The sequence below is a fragment of the Clostridium sp. X genome, from assembly GCF_055755365.1.
In genome coordinates this window covers 1,252,367-1,269,290 of sequence record NZ_CM146912.1, presented here as the reverse complement: position 1 = coordinate 1,269,290, position 16,924 = coordinate 1,252,367, and the positions used below count along the sequence as shown (strand labels likewise).

Annotated in this window: 21 protein-coding genes; 6 read left to right on the top strand and 15 right to left on the bottom strand. The window is 30.6% G+C overall.

Features of this window, described 5'->3' with window-relative positions; all coding sequences use genetic code 11:
• Positions 1 to 52: 52 nt before the first annotated feature.
• Positions 53 to 1,237 carry an MBL fold metallo-hydrolase gene (locus tag ACX0KU_RS06445; RefSeq protein WP_472992047.1) on the bottom strand — a complete coding sequence of 395 codons (1,185 nt, stop codon included), beginning with the start codon at positions 1,235 to 1,237 and terminating at the stop codon, positions 53 to 55.
• A gap of 257 nt (positions 1,238 to 1,494) precedes the next feature.
• Here ACX0KU_RS06445 and ACX0KU_RS06440 point away from each other — a divergent pair, with 257 nt between their 5' ends.
• The 4 genes from ACX0KU_RS06440 (at position 1,495) to ACX0KU_RS06425 (ending at position 4,005) form a co-directional block, all read left to right on the top strand.
• Positions 1,495 to 1,980, top strand: a complete 486-nt coding sequence (locus tag ACX0KU_RS06440; protein WP_472992046.1) for a glutathione peroxidase — start codon at positions 1,495 to 1,497, stop codon at positions 1,978 to 1,980.
• A 20-nt stretch (positions 1,981 to 2,000) separates the two neighbouring features.
• Positions 2,001 to 2,429 carry a MarR family winged helix-turn-helix transcriptional regulator gene (locus ACX0KU_RS06435; RefSeq protein ID WP_472992045.1) on the top strand — a complete coding sequence of 143 codons (429 nt, stop codon included), beginning with the start codon at positions 2,001 to 2,003 and terminating at the stop codon, positions 2,427 to 2,429.
• A gap of 82 nt (positions 2,430 to 2,511) precedes the next feature.
• Positions 2,512 to 3,483, top strand: coding sequence for a helix-turn-helix transcriptional regulator (locus ACX0KU_RS06430; RefSeq protein ID WP_472992044.1), 972 nt, complete (start codon positions 2,512 to 2,514; stop codon positions 3,481 to 3,483).
• 72 nt (positions 3,484 to 3,555) lie between these two features.
• Complete coding sequence (locus ACX0KU_RS06425) at positions 3,556 to 4,005, top strand: GyrI-like domain-containing protein (RefSeq protein WP_472992042.1); 450 nt, start codon at positions 3,556 to 3,558, stop codon at positions 4,003 to 4,005.
• 105 nt (positions 4,006 to 4,110) lie between these two features.
• Here ACX0KU_RS06425 and ACX0KU_RS06420 read toward each other — a convergent pair whose 3' ends face one another.
• A complete protein-coding gene (locus ACX0KU_RS06420) occupies positions 4,111 to 5,847 on the bottom strand; it encodes a PocR ligand-binding domain-containing protein (protein ID WP_472992041.1) in 1,737 nt (578 codons plus the stop codon).
• 271 nt (positions 5,848 to 6,118) lie between these two features.
• Here ACX0KU_RS06420 and ACX0KU_RS06415 point away from each other — a divergent pair, with 271 nt between their 5' ends.
• Both ACX0KU_RS06415 and ACX0KU_RS06410 read left to right on the top strand, forming a co-directional pair.
• The gene (locus ACX0KU_RS06415; RefSeq protein ID WP_472992413.1) at positions 6,119 to 6,340 is read left to right on the top strand and encodes an SH3 domain-containing protein; all 222 of its coding nucleotides are present in this window, start codon (positions 6,119 to 6,121) and stop codon (positions 6,338 to 6,340) included.
• The gene (locus ACX0KU_RS06410; protein WP_472992040.1) at positions 6,300 to 6,512 is read left to right on the top strand and encodes a C40 family peptidase; all 213 of its coding nucleotides are present in this window, start codon (positions 6,300 to 6,302) and stop codon (positions 6,510 to 6,512) included. Before ACX0KU_RS06415 ends, ACX0KU_RS06410 begins: the two co-directional genes overlap by 41 nt.
• Before the next feature lie 92 nt (positions 6,513 to 6,604).
• Here ACX0KU_RS06410 and ACX0KU_RS06405 read toward each other — a convergent pair whose 3' ends face one another.
• The 13 genes from ACX0KU_RS06405 to ACX0KU_RS06345 all read right to left on the bottom strand — a co-directional run bounded on the left by ACX0KU_RS06405 (position 6,605) and on the right by ACX0KU_RS06345 (position 16,787).
• Positions 6,605 to 6,994 (bottom strand): ribosomal maturation YjgA family protein, encoded by a 390-nt coding sequence (locus tag ACX0KU_RS06405; protein ID WP_472992039.1) that lies wholly within the window; start codon positions 6,992 to 6,994, stop codon positions 6,605 to 6,607.
• Positions 6,995 to 7,022: 28 nt separating this feature from the next.
• On the bottom strand, positions 7,023 to 7,676 hold the full coding sequence (locus tag ACX0KU_RS06400; protein ID WP_472992038.1) for an HAD family hydrolase: 654 nt from the start codon (positions 7,674 to 7,676) through the stop codon (positions 7,023 to 7,025).
• A gap of 11 nt (positions 7,677 to 7,687) precedes the next feature.
• Positions 7,688 to 8,089 carry an NUDIX hydrolase gene (locus tag ACX0KU_RS06395; RefSeq protein ID WP_472992037.1) on the bottom strand — a complete coding sequence of 134 codons (402 nt, stop codon included), beginning with the start codon at positions 8,087 to 8,089 and terminating at the stop codon, positions 7,688 to 7,690.
• Between the two features lie 46 nt (positions 8,090 to 8,135).
• Positions 8,136 to 8,585, bottom strand: a complete 450-nt coding sequence (locus ACX0KU_RS06390; RefSeq protein ID WP_472992036.1) for an NUDIX hydrolase — start codon at positions 8,583 to 8,585, stop codon at positions 8,136 to 8,138.
• A 53-nt stretch (positions 8,586 to 8,638) separates the two neighbouring features.
• Positions 8,639 to 9,040: a hypothetical protein gene (locus ACX0KU_RS06385; RefSeq protein ID WP_472992035.1), complete on the bottom strand. Its 402-nt coding sequence runs from the start codon at positions 9,038 to 9,040 to the stop codon at positions 8,639 to 8,641.
• Between the two features lie 47 nt (positions 9,041 to 9,087).
• Positions 9,088 to 10,335: a radical SAM protein gene (locus tag ACX0KU_RS06380; RefSeq protein ID WP_472992034.1), complete on the bottom strand. Its 1,248-nt coding sequence runs from the start codon at positions 10,333 to 10,335 to the stop codon at positions 9,088 to 9,090.
• 12 nt (positions 10,336 to 10,347) lie between these two features.
• The gene (locus ACX0KU_RS06375; RefSeq protein WP_472992033.1) at positions 10,348 to 11,250 is read right to left on the bottom strand and encodes a radical SAM protein; all 903 of its coding nucleotides are present in this window, start codon (positions 11,248 to 11,250) and stop codon (positions 10,348 to 10,350) included.
• A gap of 15 nt (positions 11,251 to 11,265) precedes the next feature.
• Positions 11,266 to 11,766 (bottom strand): prolyl-tRNA synthetase associated domain-containing protein, encoded by a 501-nt coding sequence (locus tag ACX0KU_RS06370; RefSeq protein ID WP_472992032.1) that lies wholly within the window; start codon positions 11,764 to 11,766, stop codon positions 11,266 to 11,268.
• Positions 11,767 to 11,938: 172 nt separating this feature from the next.
• Entirely contained in the window at positions 11,939 to 13,348 is a 1,410-nt protein-coding gene (gene ltrA / locus ACX0KU_RS06365) for a group II intron reverse transcriptase/maturase (RefSeq protein WP_472991374.1), read from the bottom strand.
• A 518-nt stretch (positions 13,349 to 13,866) separates the two neighbouring features.
• Positions 13,867 to 14,862 carry an alpha/beta fold hydrolase gene (locus ACX0KU_RS06360; protein WP_472992031.1) on the bottom strand — a complete coding sequence of 332 codons (996 nt, stop codon included), beginning with the start codon at positions 14,860 to 14,862 and terminating at the stop codon, positions 13,867 to 13,869.
• Between the two features lie 61 nt (positions 14,863 to 14,923).
• Positions 14,924 to 15,451 carry a nitroreductase family protein gene (locus tag ACX0KU_RS06355; RefSeq protein ID WP_472992030.1) on the bottom strand — a complete coding sequence of 176 codons (528 nt, stop codon included), beginning with the start codon at positions 15,449 to 15,451 and terminating at the stop codon, positions 14,924 to 14,926.
• Between the two features lie 19 nt (positions 15,452 to 15,470).
• Entirely contained in the window at positions 15,471 to 16,406 is a 936-nt protein-coding gene (locus ACX0KU_RS06350; RefSeq protein ID WP_472992029.1) for a lysophospholipase, read from the bottom strand.
• A gap of 42 nt (positions 16,407 to 16,448) precedes the next feature.
• Entirely contained in the window at positions 16,449 to 16,787 is a 339-nt protein-coding gene (locus ACX0KU_RS06345) for a hypothetical protein (protein ID WP_472992028.1), read from the bottom strand.
• Positions 16,788 to 16,924: the final 137 nt, after the last annotated feature.

Sequence of the window (16,924 nt, the reverse complement as noted above, 5' to 3'; positions counted from 1 at the left end):
AAATACCGTCTTCTAAATTAGGTAGACGGCTAAAATAAAGACTATTTCTAGACTATTTAATTTTTTTCCACCAAGCCTCTCTGCTAATTGTATCTTTTACATCCACTTTTTCGCCAATCATCGGATATAGTACTTGCAAATTTTTTCTTTTACTTTCTTCTATAACTTTGATTATTGGCTCATCCCAATCATGCAAGGAAAGAGAAAATTTTGACCAATGTCCAGGCATAAGTTTTCCCGCTCTTATATCTAGTGAAGCTTGCACTACCTGTTCCGGCATCATGTGTGAATTTTTCCAGTACTTACTATACTGCCCACATTCCATAATTGCAAGATCAAAAGGACCATAATTATTACCTATCTCTTTAAAATGAGTCCCATAGCCTGAATCTCCACTATAGAAAATCTTCTTATTAGGTGTTTTAATTACAAAGGATACCCATAAGGTTTGATTAGACTTTAAGCCTCTTCCTGAACGATGTCTTGCTGGGGTAAGAGTTACCTCAAACCCCTCCGTTAATACTACCGTTTCGTTCCAATCTTTTTCTATTATTAACTTTTTATCATATCCCCAATATTCAAAATGAGCTCCCATTCCAAGTCCTGTAATAACCCTATTAACTTTAGATTTTAATTTAAGTATAGTATCATAATCCAAGTGATCATAATGATCATGTGAAATTAAAAGATAATCTATATTAGGAATATCCTCAACCGTATATATGTTGCTTCCTTCATAACTTTTATTATAAAACTTTATAGGTGATGCGCTTTCACTTAGTACAGGATCAATTAGAATTTTTTTACCATCGATTTGCAAGAAGTATGAAGAATGACCAAACCAAACTATAATATCTTCCTCTGGTTTTAAACTTTTCAAATCAGTCTTTACTGATGGCAAAGCAGCTGAAGGTCTACTTCTCTTACTTCTACTTAGTAAAATATCATTGATCTTTGTAGAAAAGCTACTAGTTTCTTTCGGCTGCGGCACTGCCTCAAGATTCTGAAATTTTCCATTTCTATAATTAGGTAAATTTTTTATTTTTTCTAGTCGCGCTCCTGTAGGTTGTTTTCCAAATTGCGGTTGTTGCATAAAAATATATCCTCCAATAGCTATAAAAATAATAATTACAAGTTTTATCTTTAATATTTTAAATAGCTTTTTCTTCAGCCTTTTTCCTCTATGAACTTCATCTATATTACTATTTTCTATATTTTTAGATTTCCCTAAGTGCACCTTTATACCTCCTTATACTAATTAGAAACTCCTTGGTAATAAAATGTTAAGAGAATAACTCTTAACATTTTGTATATTAATTCCTTAAATTCATGTCTGTATTTTAATTATACTATAAACAACTAAATTTCTATAAGTATAAATTCAAATAATCCATTGACATGTTACATAGAATAGAGTTATTATAATTACATAAGTTCAATTGTGTGCAATTTAATTTCAAGCAATCATATTAATTATATTAGGAAGGTGAAGATATGAATATCTACGATTTTAATGTAAAAGATAATTTAGGAAATGAAATTTCATTAAATGACTATAAAGGAAAAGTTCTTTTAGTAGTTAATACTGCAAGTAAATGTGGCTTTACTCCACAATATGAAGGCTTACAGAAGCTTTATGATGAATATGGTAATGAAAAATTTGAAATACTAGCCTTTCCATGTAATCAATTTGGAAATCAAGAGCCTGGAGATGCTAGTGAGATTAAAAATTTTTGCTCTCTTACCTATAATGTATCTTTTCCTTTATTTCAGAAAATTGATGTCAATGGAAAGGATGCAGATCCTCTATTTCAGTATCTTAAGGAATCAAAACCTGGTATCATAGGTAAAAATATAAAATGGAATTTCACAAAGTTTCTTGTTGATTCAGAAGGAAATGTTATAGATAGATTCGCTCCTACAACATCACCTGAAAAACTTAAAGGTACAATTGAGACATTAATAGAAAAATCAAAATAAATTTAAGGACTGGTAGAGTTATGAATTATGAGCACTTAAAAATAGATAATCAATTATGTTTTGCTTTGTATGCTGCCTCTAAATCTGTAATAAAAACTTATAAACCCTTCCTAGATAAACTAGGCATAACCTATACTCAATACATTACTCTTTTAGTCCTTTGGGAACAGGATAATATTACTGTAAAAGAACTTGGTCAAAAACTATATTTAGATTCTGGTACTCTAACACCTTTACTAAAAAGACTTGAGGCTATGGAAATACTTGAAAGAGTAAGGGACACTGAAGATGAAAGAAATGTATTTGTAAAGCTGACCGAAAAAGGAATGAAAATGAAAGAAGATGCCTTTGAAATACCTGCAAAGGTATTTTGTAGTACTAATATGTCTCTTGAGGATGCCTCAGAATTAAGAGAAAAACTTAAGCTGTTATTGAAAAATTTAGATTAACCTATAAACCACCCATAAATATATAGGTGGTTTTCTTATTTTTAGTAAATTAGAGAAGAAATCAGAAAAGAGGTGTGATTTCATGAGACTTCACAGACTTTTAGGAATTATTATGCTACTTGATTCACATGGAATAATGAAAGCAGGAAATTTAGCTAAAATACTTGAAACTTCTGAAAGAACCATATATAGAGATATAGATATATTATGTGAAGCTGGTCTTCCTATCGCATCTATCCAAGGTCCTAATGGAGGATATTCTTTCATGGAGGATTATAGAATTAATTCAAATGTACTAGAAAGTAATGATATTGTTAATCTGTTATTTTCAAGTATGGGGATAGAGGCTGAAAAGAATACTGAAACAGCTCAAAAGTTAAAAAATGCTGTTATTAAGCTTGAAAATTCTTTAGGTGAAGAACATAGGAAAGAAATTGCTACAGCTAAAGAAAAATTTTTTATTGATTCTGATCCTTGGTGGGGCAAAAGAATAGAAAATAAATATGTAGATGTAATAAAAAAGTCAGTACTGCAGCTGAAAAAGATAAAAATACATTATGAAAAATATACTGATGAAGTGTCAGAGAGAATTATAAAACCTTATGGAGTAGTTGTTAAAAACTCTCAATGGTATGTAATAGCTTTTTGCGAACTAAAAAATGATATTAGAATCTTTAAGTGCAGTAGAATTCAAGAGGTTGAGGTTTTAGAGGATACCTTCAGTATGCCTGATAACTTTTATCTTGAAGACTTTTGGCGAAAAAGCAAACAGCAATTTGTAGATGACACAAATTATACAAATGCACATAATGCCTACATTGTAAAAATTAAATTACATGAAGAAAAAAAGAAACTTCTTGAAGGTTTCTACATACAGCCCTGCAGTCAAGGTGAGAATGAGTGGATTTATACTATAGATATGTTAAGTTTTGAAACAGCCTGTAGTATTATTTTTCCTTTAAGTGATAGAGTAGAAGTTTTAGAACCTATTGAACTGAGGGAGTATATCCTTACCAAAACAAAAAAAATCTTAAATTTATATAATTACAAATAATTCATGACATAATGTTGGCAACAATTGCTTGATATAATTAACCTATCAAATTAATGAAGGGAGATAATAATTATGGAAGGAAGAGTTTCAAACATTGAAGGCTTTAAAGCTATTGGTATAACTTACTTTGGAAACAATCAACATGGAGAAATTCCAAATCTTTGGGAGGCATTTAATAAAAGCTACATGAGTATACCACACAAAAGTAAATCTATGTTATGCTATGGTATATGTGCTGATGAACCAGATTCTGAAGGCAGATTTCACTACACTGCTTGTGCAGAAGTAGATAGCCTTGAAGCTGTACCTGAAGGTATGAATGTAAAAGTTGTTCCAAAGGGTAATTATCTTATATACACTTATAGTGGAAACTTAAAGGATTTAGGTGAATTTTATAATAATATATTTGCTAAGTGGCTTCCTGTTTCAGGCTGTGAAATGGATTATAGACCTCAATTTGAATTATATGACGAGAGATTTATGAATAATGGTGAGTTTGACATATATATACCAATTAAATAATATTTATTATATACGTTAAAAAGGATGTGCCTATGGCACATCCTTTTTAGTTTGTCATTATAACTAATTTTACTCATACTTCAAATTTTTAATAGAAAAACTAAACTACAACGTATATATGTCCGAGAATTCGACCTTTATTCTTTCTACTTGATTGTTTAAATTGTTATCAAGTAATTTACCATTTTCTTTACTTTTTCTATCATCTATTAGCTTTACTGGGAATTTTATAATAAAAATAGTTCCCACTCCACATTTACTTTCTACAGAGATTGTCCCCCCCTGTATTTCAACTAGTGATTTTACAAGGGATAGACCTATTCCACTTCCCTCTTGATTTCTTGTAAATGATCTGTCTACTTGTCTAAATCTATCAAATATAATATCCAGCTTCTCCTCTGGTATTCCTATGCCTGTATCTTCAATGGAAATAGTAATAAATTCTTCTCCATCATATATATTTACAAATATATTTCCACCTTTATCTGTAAATTTTATAGCATTAGACAAGAGATTAAGTATTATCCTTTCCATTTTATCTAAATCACAAGCTACTATCTTTTCTTCTATGTCGGTATCGAATATAAGATTTAAATTACTACTATTTATATATTCAACGACAGATAATGTAATTTCCTCAACTATATTAACAATATTACAATTTACCATATTAAGTTCAAAATATCCTGTATCTAATTTACTTGAATCAATAAGATTATTAATTAATCTTAGCAATCTTAAGCAATTCTGCCTCTCCATATTAATATTATTAATGATTTTTTCCCTATCTATATTTTCTTTTTCAAGGTGCATAGAAGTAACTTTTATTGCGCCTAATATTATATTTAAAGGCGTTCTTAGTTCATGCGAAATGTTCGCAAAAAATTCTGTCCTTAATTTTTCTAATTGAAAAGCTTCATTTTGTAATGCTATTTCAGCCTGTTTTCTCTCTGTAATGTTCCGGAGAACTGCTATAACCCTTTGTTTTCCATGTATATTTGCAATACGAATATTTGCTTCTGCCAAAAACTCACTATTATTTTTGTTTCTACACTTACATTCAAAAATATAAATTTTTATTTTTCTAATATCTTTTATAAAATCTATCATTTTAAAATTAGAATCCAGTTTGTCTCTCGGCACAATATTCCTTATATTCATATTTATTAACTCTTCTCTGCTATACCCAAACATATCAGTTGAAGTTTTGTTAGTATCTAATATATTTCCGTATAAATCATGAACGAATATAGCATCATTTACTGAATTAAAAATTGTATTTAGGTATTCTTGACTTTTTTTAAGTTCCTTTTGAGCATTTTTATATTGTAACTGTTTTAAACCACTTTCAGCTAGTGTGCTAACAAATGCTCTGAAAAATTCTATTATATGTCTAACTTTTTCTTTTGAAAAAATAGGTACTCTGCTTAATGCTTCTATGTAATCTTTTTCATCAAATCCAAATTCTAGTGCTTGTGCACGAAAATATTCTATATCTATAACTTCATCATCATAAAAAAATTGGCCAATCAAAATTGAACCTACATGAATACCTGATATAAAAATAGGTATAGCAACATCCCTCATATTATTTAAACATTTATAAACTATGTATTCACCCTCTTGTATATGTTCATTACCACATTTATCACTAATTAAACAACGATTACAGGTAATTGGATGTACTCTATGAAACTTGCCGCATATATCTTGTAGCCCCAAAATAAGTTCAACTCTTCCATCAGTATCAATAAATGCCATAGTAATTCCTGTAATTGCATAAATATTTTCAGCAATTTTTTTCAATGATTCAATGTTTATCAATTCTTTAAAGTTAACCATATTTCTAAAATATCCCCTTATTATATATTATTTTTATAAAAAATATAACAAATAATACTTTAATCATTTTAATCATTTTAATCATTTTATCATTACATTTATTGTTTATAAAGATTTAAATTGGTACTTATGGAAGTTTGTTTTAAACATATATACAGTAATCAATATTAATTTCAAATTTGGAAATTCTATATCTATGAGTTTTTTTAACCTTTGACTTTACTAAGGAGGACTAATATGGACTGGTATACTGGATATAAATTAGTTAGAGATATGGAAGGGAAATAGAGTTAAAGTTATAGGTCAATCCAGTGGCTGGTATAAAATTCAATTGTCTAATGAAAAAGTTGGTTGGGTTAGTAGCTCTTATTTGAAATTAAATAATATTCAAGAGAAAATTATTACAGTGATTTCTAATGCAAAATCTTTACTTGGGACTCCTTACGTTTGGGGTGGCGAATCTCTTAGCGAAGGAGGTTCTGAAACCTGGTGATTTAGTTTTCTATTCTTTTGAAGGAACAAATAATATAAATCATGTAGGTATATATATTGGAAATAATCAAATGATACACAGTCCTTCATCAGGAGATGTAGTAAAAACCACGGATATATCTACTTCTTATTGGGAAAGTCGTTTTGTAACACCAAGAAGAATTATTTACTAATCATTCCCTTTAAAAAGATACTAAATATTTGATGATTTTTATCAAATATTTAGTACCTTATAATATATTATTATATAATCTAACCTTTAATTCTAAATATTCGGATTAAGCTGTCTATCAACAAGCATTCCTATACTAATACCAGCACAATACGAAACTAAGTCGCTCCACAAAAATCCATATCCTAAAACTAATCCACCTAATCTTGTAGTTCTTAGAGTATCAATCCATGGTGAATGATATAATTGACTTATTTCAATACCAAAAGAAAATAATATCGCTAGTACCATAATAAACGTAGCTTTCCTATTCCTGAATAGCATTGCAAATAAAAAGAAAATCATAAGTGCCCATAAAGCATCTCCTAAATATAGGTTTGTCCACTTCGGTAAATATACTCTAAAATATCTGGTGCTTAACCCAAGAATCATAGTAGTTACTGTTAAAATACTATAAATAGATCTATTTCTTTTAGCTAACATAATAGTCCTCACTATTCTTTAACATATATTAACCATTAATTATTAACTTATGTATGTCTCTCACTGAGTTTGCGAGATAAGTAGGCCCAACTATTTCTAATTCTTCTTTAGGTCCAAAACCATATAAAACTCCAATACAATCTACACTATTCTTCTGAGCTCCTATTACATCATGTTTTCTGTCACCTATCATAATAATCTCTTCAGAATTACCAATCTTTAATGAATCTATTACATGGCTTATAATCTCTGCCTTGCTTATCATAGTTCCATCTAAGTTACTGCCAACAACTATATCAAAATATTTCTTTAGATCAAAATGCTCAATAATAATCTCTGCAAATACTGTTGGTTTTGATGTTGCAACAGCAAGTATAAAACCTCTGTCTTTTAAATCTCTTAATAATTCAGGTATTCCTTCATATACCTCGTTCTCAAAGATACCCTTATCTCTAAAATATTCTCTATAGTACTTAATGGCCTCTATTGCCTTTTTATCATCAAAAGAATAAAACTCCATAAAAGATTCTTTTAGTGGAGGTCCAATAAACTTTTCTAAATCATCTAAAGATTCTTCTTCTATTCCAAATTTCTTTAGTGAATATTGTACAGACTTTGTTATTCCTATTTTTGAATCAGTAAGTGTTCCATCTAAATCAAATAAAACATATTTATACTTCATAAAAATCCCCCCTATAAATCATTCCAATTCCAGTTCATCATTTTTTTCTTATAAGCCTCATACATATTAGCTAAAGACTCATTACTTACGTTTACCCACTTATATTTATCGTGCTCATCGGATAAATTAACTTCCGTGTTATCAATCTTACATAAATATATTACTCCAGTAACCTGGTATTTTTCGTATACTACATTCCATGTATCTAGTACTTTAACTGGGATAACCAAAAGTCCAGTTTCCTCCAATAATTCTCTTCTTAAAGTCTCCTCAGCACTTTCCCCAAACTCCATTCTTCCTCCTGGTAACTCCCAAAGATCTCCTTTCTCTTTATTTTTATGCATAATTAAAAATTTACCTTCATTTACTATGAATGCTTTAACTGAAAAATCAATTCTCTTACCGTTCTCCATAATTCATCCCCCTTGTAAAATTTCACTAGTGAATTTGCTGCTTTATCTAATTAACATAATATTTATCTAACATTAGTTTATGGCTATTTGGTATATCATTAGGTAATCCTTCATAGCTAAAAAACTTTAACTCTTTAGTTTCAAAATTATCTATCTTCAATGCTCCACTAAACTCCTTAGTAAAATATCCAACACTTATAAAATATGCCTTATCCCCATTTGGAAAATCTATGTAACATTCTTTTCCAGATGTAGTCCCAAATAAGTTTAATTTCCCAATATCTAATCCTGTCTCTTCTCTTGCTTCTCTAACTGCAGTTTCTTCAAGAGATTCTCCTAGTTCAGTAATGCCTCCAATTAATCCCCACTTATATGGAAAGGTTCCTCTCTTTTGAAGTAATACTTGATTCTTTTCATTTATTATAAGCACATTTACCCCTGTAAGGTTTATTTCATCATGCCCAACTCTATCACGTATATACTTTACGTAATTCATGTTATAGCTCCTTTCCTAATTATAATTTGATTTTCTCTTAAATAATCTTTTTATTATTCTTCATTTTCAAGAAAGTTAAAACCACAACCATAACAATATTTTTCAGTACCCTCTGTTTCTCTTCCACATACTGGGCAATTTAATTTATAATTTTGTGTTTTTTCTAGCTCTTCTATTTCTCTAGCAGCTCTTTCTGGCTCTCTATCACATTCGAATATACTTATCTCTGAAATACTAACCCCATCTACTTCTAATACCTGTATATCATCAAAACTTATCCAAATTATATTTCCTCTATAATCACAAACTGCTACCTCGGTAACCCTGCCTTCTTCTTCGTGAGGAATTAAGTTTCCTCCTAGAAAGCTTGGTCTAATAGCTTTAAATACTCCTAATCCAGTTCCTAATAAAATATATTTTTTATTTGTTCTTTTATTTTTAACAATAGTGGCCATATTAGTCCTCCATTTGTTTCTTAATTATAATACTAAATATCTATATATTAATAAAGTTCAACTTCCTCTGGCCATGGATTTTCTTTTGCGGCTCTCCATGTTTTATCTATATACTGATTAGTATATTTTTGTTCAGCTAGATGATATAAGTAAGTTCCATTCTTTGTTAGTATATATCCACCTTCTACCTTTTTTAATAAACCTAATAGTCTGCCTAACCTTAATTCAACACCAAACATATCTTCTAAATTAACTCCGAAAAGCTCTTTGAACTGACTGTTATTTAATTTTAGAGTATATGCATTCCAAAATAACCAGTAAAGTGCCCTAGTTCTTTTATTAAACTTCATAGTTAATGCTGTAGGAATACTATTCTTATTTATACACTTAATATATTCTTCTACTGAAAAAGTGTTGATTTTAAATAACTCTCTTGTTAATGATGTAGCACTAGGACCAAAACCAATGAACGTATCTCGTGTAATTGATGAGTATCTATCATTATTTCTTTTTCCGAAGGTCCATACAGCAGTTCTATCACAATCCATTTCTATGCTAACTCTTTCGAGACTTTCAAGAAGATATTTTTTCTCCTTTTTACCTAGAGGTTTGCTTTTATTATTAGCATATGAAAAGTCTATGAATGGATAGGTAGAAACCTGAGTAGCTCCTGATTCAAAAGCAATTTTAAAATCTTTTTTTAAACTCTCCGGACTTTGATTTACTATACCAAAAATCAGATCAACATCGATGGTTTTAAAACCTATCTCTCTTGCTAACTTCACTTTCTTAGCTCCATCAACATACTCTCTTTCTAATTTTTCAAGACAATTCTCATTAAAAGACTGTATACCTATACTTACCATATCAAAACCTATGTTTTTTAATTTGATAAGCATTTCCTTCGTAATATCCCGTGGATGGAGCTCTATGCCAATATTGCTGTGTATGTTAAAGTTATTCTTTAGAGCAGCTATAATCTCTTCAAGCTCCTCTAGCATAAGAGCAGGTGTACCCCCTCCAAAATATATACTGCTTATAGTTCTTGTAATTCCATCTTGCTTTCCTACTAGATTTATTTCTTTTATTAGAGCTTCTTTATAAGGTTCTATTAACTCCTTTTGGTATTGAACCTTATTATAAGGACAGAATGAACAAAGGCTTGTACAAAATGGAGTATGTACATATATCCCAGTGCTATTAACATCTAAACTCAATTTATAATCTTCTTTTTCTTTAAAAACTAAAGGCTTAAAAGATCTTGTAAGAAGTATTCTTAAAATATTTGTAATCATGCTTATTTTCTCCTATACATATTTTAAATAGGTCTTTATCATATCCAATATGACTCTTATATTCCCTCTGCATAACAATGAAAACTCTATAGCAAAGAGGTATCCGCACTCTTCGCATAATCCTTCGATTTCTATACATCTACCACATATATATCTTTTCTTATTTTCAGATACAATACACTGATAGCAAGGCCTGTCCCACTTACCTTCTAAATAATAATCTAGGGCAGAGTATAAATTAAATATAGGATAACCCCTTTTTATCATGGTTTTAATCCTATTTATAGCTTCTACCTTTTTATCCCTGCTCAGTGTTAAATATTCTGTTCCTTTATAAGGAGTATGGAAGTTAAAAGAAATAGAGTTTAAGTTGGGTGTTTCTTTTACTAAAGAGTATACCTCTTCAATATCTTCATGATTTATATTATTTACCGCCATATATACACAAATATTTGAGTTATTTGCCCTTGATACATTGTCCATAACATTATCAAAGGTGTCTCCTCTGATAATGTTATGTTTCTCCTTACCTCCATCTAAGCTCAAAAAGATTACATCTGCCTCGGGAATATTTAAATCTATAGTTCCATTAGTCACTACATTTACAATTAAAAATCCCATAATTTTTGCCTCTACTATTAAATCTCTAACAGTTTTATCCTTATCCTCCCATGTCAAGGTTTCTCCACCACAAAAGAATAATATTCTTATACCTTCATTATAGAAGTTTCTCATTTCTTCAGCTATATCTTCATAACTACACATTGTTTTATTTATATTATTTACAGCACAATGCTTACAGCTTAAATTACAATAATCCGTAAGTATTATTGTCCCTAAAATAGGTTTTCGCATTTTAAATAAAATAGTCTTAATTCCAAATATACTTAAACTTACAAAATCTCTAATTCTCAAGCCGCACCCCCACAATTAAATCTCAACATATAATACTTTATTCCCACACCATTGCAAATATTTATCAAAATCCTCAAGACTTAACTCAATAGTTGCAGTATTAATATTTGGATGAAAGCATATAGAAATGCCTTCTTCACTCCTATAGATCTCATCAATTACTACTATTACTTCTCCATTTGTATCATTTATTAGTCCAAAAGGAGTAACTGACCCAGGAGTAAGCCCTAGAAATTTATCTAATCTATCCTCTGATGCAAAACTTAAAGGTGTACTTTTTAGCTTTAATGCTAATTCCTTTAAATCTACTTTCTTTGATTCTTCTATAATTACTAAGTAATGCTGATTGCCTTTTCTATTTCTAATAAAAAGATTCTTACAGTGATGTCCATTAATATCTATATCTAACTCATTAGCTTCTTCAATTGTAAACACAGGTACATGCTCATATTTTTTGTAGTTTATATTTAAATTATCTAAAACCTCATATACTTTCTTTTCTTTTTCACTAACCATTCAATATCTACCTCTCTCTTATGTTATATTATACCATATATGAATCTATCTTTAAGTTTTGCTATCTATACAATCTACTAAACTTTACATATATCGAGTAGGAGGAAAATAATTATTTTATTTTCCGTCCTCTCACACCACCGTGCGTACCGGCCTGGTACACGGCGGTTCTTTAAGTAGAATGAATTTTAATATATTGACGTGTTAGGCTTTTTAATCCTAAGTCCGAGAAAAATTGATTTGTTAGTGTTGTGTTTAAAATAGCACTATTAGCTGTTCGCCAGTATCCCTTCCGGGTATTGGCGAATTTTATTGCTCGATAGTGACTCAGTCCCAATTTCTTAAGGTTTTTGTATCTTGTTCTAACCTTCTTCCATTGTTTCCATATACACATTCTTAATCTTTGCCTTATCCAAATATCTAACTGCTCTGTCACTCCCTTACATTTAGCTATTCCATAATAATTAATCCACCCAACGTTTACTTGGTTTAATTTAATTATTCTTTGTTCTAATGTCATAGGTTTTGACCTTGATAGAACTTCTCTGATTTTATCTTTATATCTTTTAATTGATTGTTCAGATATTTTTGCGTTTGCTTTACCAAACATTAGGAATAATGAGAACCCTAGAAATTTTCTCTTCCAAGGTCTTTCGACCGCACTTTTATTTACGTTAACTTTTAATTTAAGCTTATTTTCAATAAAGGAACTTATGTTATCCATAACTCTTTTACCTGCTCTTTCACTCTTAACGTATATATTACAGTCATCAGCATAACGACAGAATTTGTGTCCTCTTTTTTCTAATTCTTTATCTAGTTCATCTAGCATAATATTAGAAAGTAGTGGACTTAGTGGTCCTCCTTGCGGAGTTCCATTTTCACTCTTAGTTACTATACCACCTATCATTATTCCTGATTGCAGATACCTTCTTATTAATTTAAGTACTCTTTTATCCTTAATATCTTTGGAAAGTTTATACATCAAAATATCGTGATTAACCCTATCAAAGAAATTTTCTAAATCTATATCTACGACCCATCTATAACCATCCGTTATATAACTTTTAGCTTTCTCTATAGCATCTTTTGCCGACCTATTCGGTCTAAACCCATAACTATTATCTGAGAAACCTTCATCGTAAATTATGTTTAGTTCTTGAGCGATAGCTTGTTGAATAAGTCTATCCAAAACTGTTGGAATACCTAGCTTTCTAGTTCCTCCACTTAATTTTGGAATTTCAACTCTTCTAACCGGCATTGGTCTATACTCACTATTAAAAATCTCCTCTCTAACGCGTAGCCAGTTTGTTTTAAGAAATTGTTCAAGTTCATGAACCTTCATCCCATCCACTCCGTGACTACCTTTATTAGAGACAACTCTTTTAAGAGCAGCGAACATATTGTTCCTAGATAAAATTCTTTCTAGTGAGCCATATTCAAATTCATTGGTTCTTCCATTTGAAGTTGCCGAAGATTCTCTATGCACTCTTTGCTTATCTTCAAGTTCCACTCTATTTTCCGCACTAGAGCCTACATATTTAGTTTTCTGCAATTTTTGATTATCTTGCGAAACTTTCAAAATTTCTAAACCTCCTTAAAGTTCAGTCCTTCCCACGCTAACGCGTTTAGCGTGATACTATGACCTCTGCTGACTTCTGATAGTTCAGCTACATATCACTATGTAGGTTATCACTTTAGAAATTCATCTTTATTCATGATGTATCTATCAGACCTCCCCAGGTAAGAACAACAACCTTCCTCTCATATATCTGCTATATATACTTCTAAGGATTTGGATAGTGTTGGACTTTGTTTTGTTTTGCAAACTCGTCCATCCCTAGTAAGCCTCACATATAGTTTGTGTACCTCAGACCGAGATTTTGCCTCCGGCTTCCTTCAGATTCCACCTCACGATGGACACCCTTGCCATTGGCTAGTGGTTCCCACTACCAAGCCCACAGCGGACTTTCACCGCCAAGTTGTTGCCCATGCTGGGCACACAAAAACAAAACAGCCAAGTACCTACTTGACTGCTTTGTTAATATATATTATTTTCTAGGAAATGTTTCGTAAAACACAATGTTAAAAGTCAGCCTCCTAAAGTCTAATACTCTTTATTAACTCTTTTATTCTTTCAACTACTACCTCTGGCTTATCCCAATGTATATAATGGCTAGCATCCTCTACCTCTTCTTGTTTACTGTTGTTAGACCACTTTTTAAGCTCTACCTGACTTTCTTCCCATTTAGAAATAGCTTTACTAACCTTATTTTGTTCTGCAGTTAAAATGATAAGTGGTATATCTCCAAGTGTGCCATTGTCTATGACAGTTTTTCCATTTTCATTTATATTTTTTAATGCACCTCTATTAGTCTTATTTGATAAAGTTTTATAGAATAATGCTTTATCTACTTTACTTAATGTTTCCGGGAGCAATTTAGTTCGCTTGTTTTCAGCAAGTAATGGAGTCATTATCCCTACATTGCCCAAAACTCTCATAAATCCACAATTTCTTAAACCTTCTAAAAGATAGCTAAATACTACACTACTTCCTTCGTTAAAATCTGCATAATATTTTGGGTTTCCTCCATCGATTAATAATATTCCGCCTACTTCTTTGGGAAACATTTGCGCATAACGTATAATCTCTAAAGAAGAAAGGGAATGTCCCACTAAAACATATGGGGGTTTCTCTCCTGCTTTCATTAGCAGCTCATGTAGTTCATTAACTTGCTGATCTATAGTTCTTGCTATAGATGTAGCTTCACTCCAACCATATCCAAACCTATCATAGGATACTGTTCTTGCTATTTTTGATATTTCCTTCTGTATAAAGTAGTAATCAGTATATGCACTTGGAGTACCTGATCCTACTGTAAAAATAACTGTGGGTGAGCCAATCCCTTCACTATACACATGCATTTTATGATTGTGCACATCGATCAATTTACCTGGCGACTTATATAATTTATTCTCTTGATCTAGCATGGCTTTTTGATATGAAGTTCCTGTAGCAATTAATAAAAAAATTATTACTACTGCTTTAGAAATCTTTAATTTATAATGCTTTTTTAGTGTGAAGGGCATATTCATATTTACACTCCCTTTAATTTAGATCAAGTAATTACTCTCTTGACTGTTTTATTAAGATATGTTATTTACTAGAAAACATTTCATAGAATACAGTTTCGTTCATAGGTTTACGAGTATCTTCATGTCTATCTGGTAAAGCTGCTTCTTCTGCACTGTACCCAACAGCTAATATATTAACTGGCTCTATATGTTCAGGTATGTTATATTCCTTTCTTACTGCATCAGGGTCAAAGTAGCATATCCAAACTGTTCCAAGCCCTAGTTCAGTAGCTTCTAACATCATATGATCAGTAACAATACTTGTATCAATATCCACCATGTTCTTGCCATCCATAGGCCTTTGCCATACACTTTTATGATCTCCACACACAATAAGTGCTAATGGTGCTTCATAAACATTCGCTACTTTTTTAAGTTTTGTTAGTCCTTCTTCTTCACGAATTACAATTACTCTTTGTGGCTGACTATTTGCAGCTGTAGGTGCAACTCTACCTGCTTCAAGAATTTTTAATAATTTTTCTTCTTCAACCTTTGTTCCTTGAAATTTTCTTACTGCATACCTCTTCTTTGCTAAATCTAAAAAACTCATTTAAACTCTCCTCTCATAATCATTTTTCTATACATTTATCAATCCACATTGATAAATCTGTAAATACTTCATTCCTATTTATTTCATTTATTAGTTCATGTCTTCTATCTAGATAAAGTTCTATATCTAAATTTTTAATGCCTATAGCTTTGTAAATTTCATAAAGCCTTTTTACTAAATCGCCATAGTTACCTACCGGATCTTCATATCCAGAAACAATAAGGATAGGTAAATCATTTGGTATTTTAATTAATCTGTCTTTTTTGTAAAGTTCTAAAATCCCTTTAAAAAACCAGTAAAAAAATCCTGTAGTAAATACAGTTCCACAAAGTGGGTCTTCCTCATATTTTTTAACTTCCTCTAAGTCACAGCTCAACCATTGAAATTTATACTTATCATTCTTTATTTTCTTATTGTAACCACTAAAGCTTAAATAATCTATTACTCTACTCTTTTTCTTATCTCCAAATATACTTTTTTCAATAGATGCTATAAATTTCCCTACTCTAACATCTAATCCCGTTCTTGCCGCTGAGCCTGAGAGTATTACTCCTTTTATTCTATCTCCATACTTAATTATATATTCCTGTGCAACAAAAGATCCAAAACTGTGCCCCAAAATTATAATAGGTAAATTTTTATGCTTTTCCTTTATAAACTTACTAATTATATACTCATCTTCTACAATAGCATTAAAACCATCTTCTCCTATGTATCCAAGTTCCTCAACAGAGCCAGCAGTCCTTCCGTGCCCCCTATGATCATTTGCATATACAATAAAACCCTGAGCATTTAAATACTCTGCAAACCTTTTATACCTTCCTGCATGTTCAGCCATACCATGAAAAATCTGAATAACTGCTCTAGGCTCTGAAACACTTTCCCAGCAATACACAAAAATCTCTTTTTCGTCTTTGCCTTTTATAAAAGAACCTTCCTTAATGTTATTCTCCATAACCCTGTCCTTTCTCCTGTATACAAAAATATGTACTAAATACTAATCAACATTGAAATACTTGTTAAGTTTATTTAATCTAATAGAATACTGTTCGTCAGCAAGATATCCCATTTCTTTCAATTCATTTAGAACTTTTGCATATTTTTTATATACTTCATAATTTTTTTCTCTGTCACTTTTATTCTGATATAGTTCCATTACTTCTTTAAGTTCAGTATCACTTAACAACTCTATATCTCGTAACTTAACTAGTCCGAAGTCTTGCTTATCTTCAATAATTTTATCGTGTCTATTTAACAATGGACTAATTGCTAACCTTACAGAAAAATAAATAATAAAAAATAGAAAAATTGCCAAACTCAAAATTATTCCCATCACTTTATTTCCTCCACATCAATCTACTAACTATTTTATTTGTTATTTATAAAATTTATATACAAAATTAAGTAGATTTATTTTAACTAATTATAACATATATGCCAACTTATTGTTTATAATTAAGCATTTGTTATGGC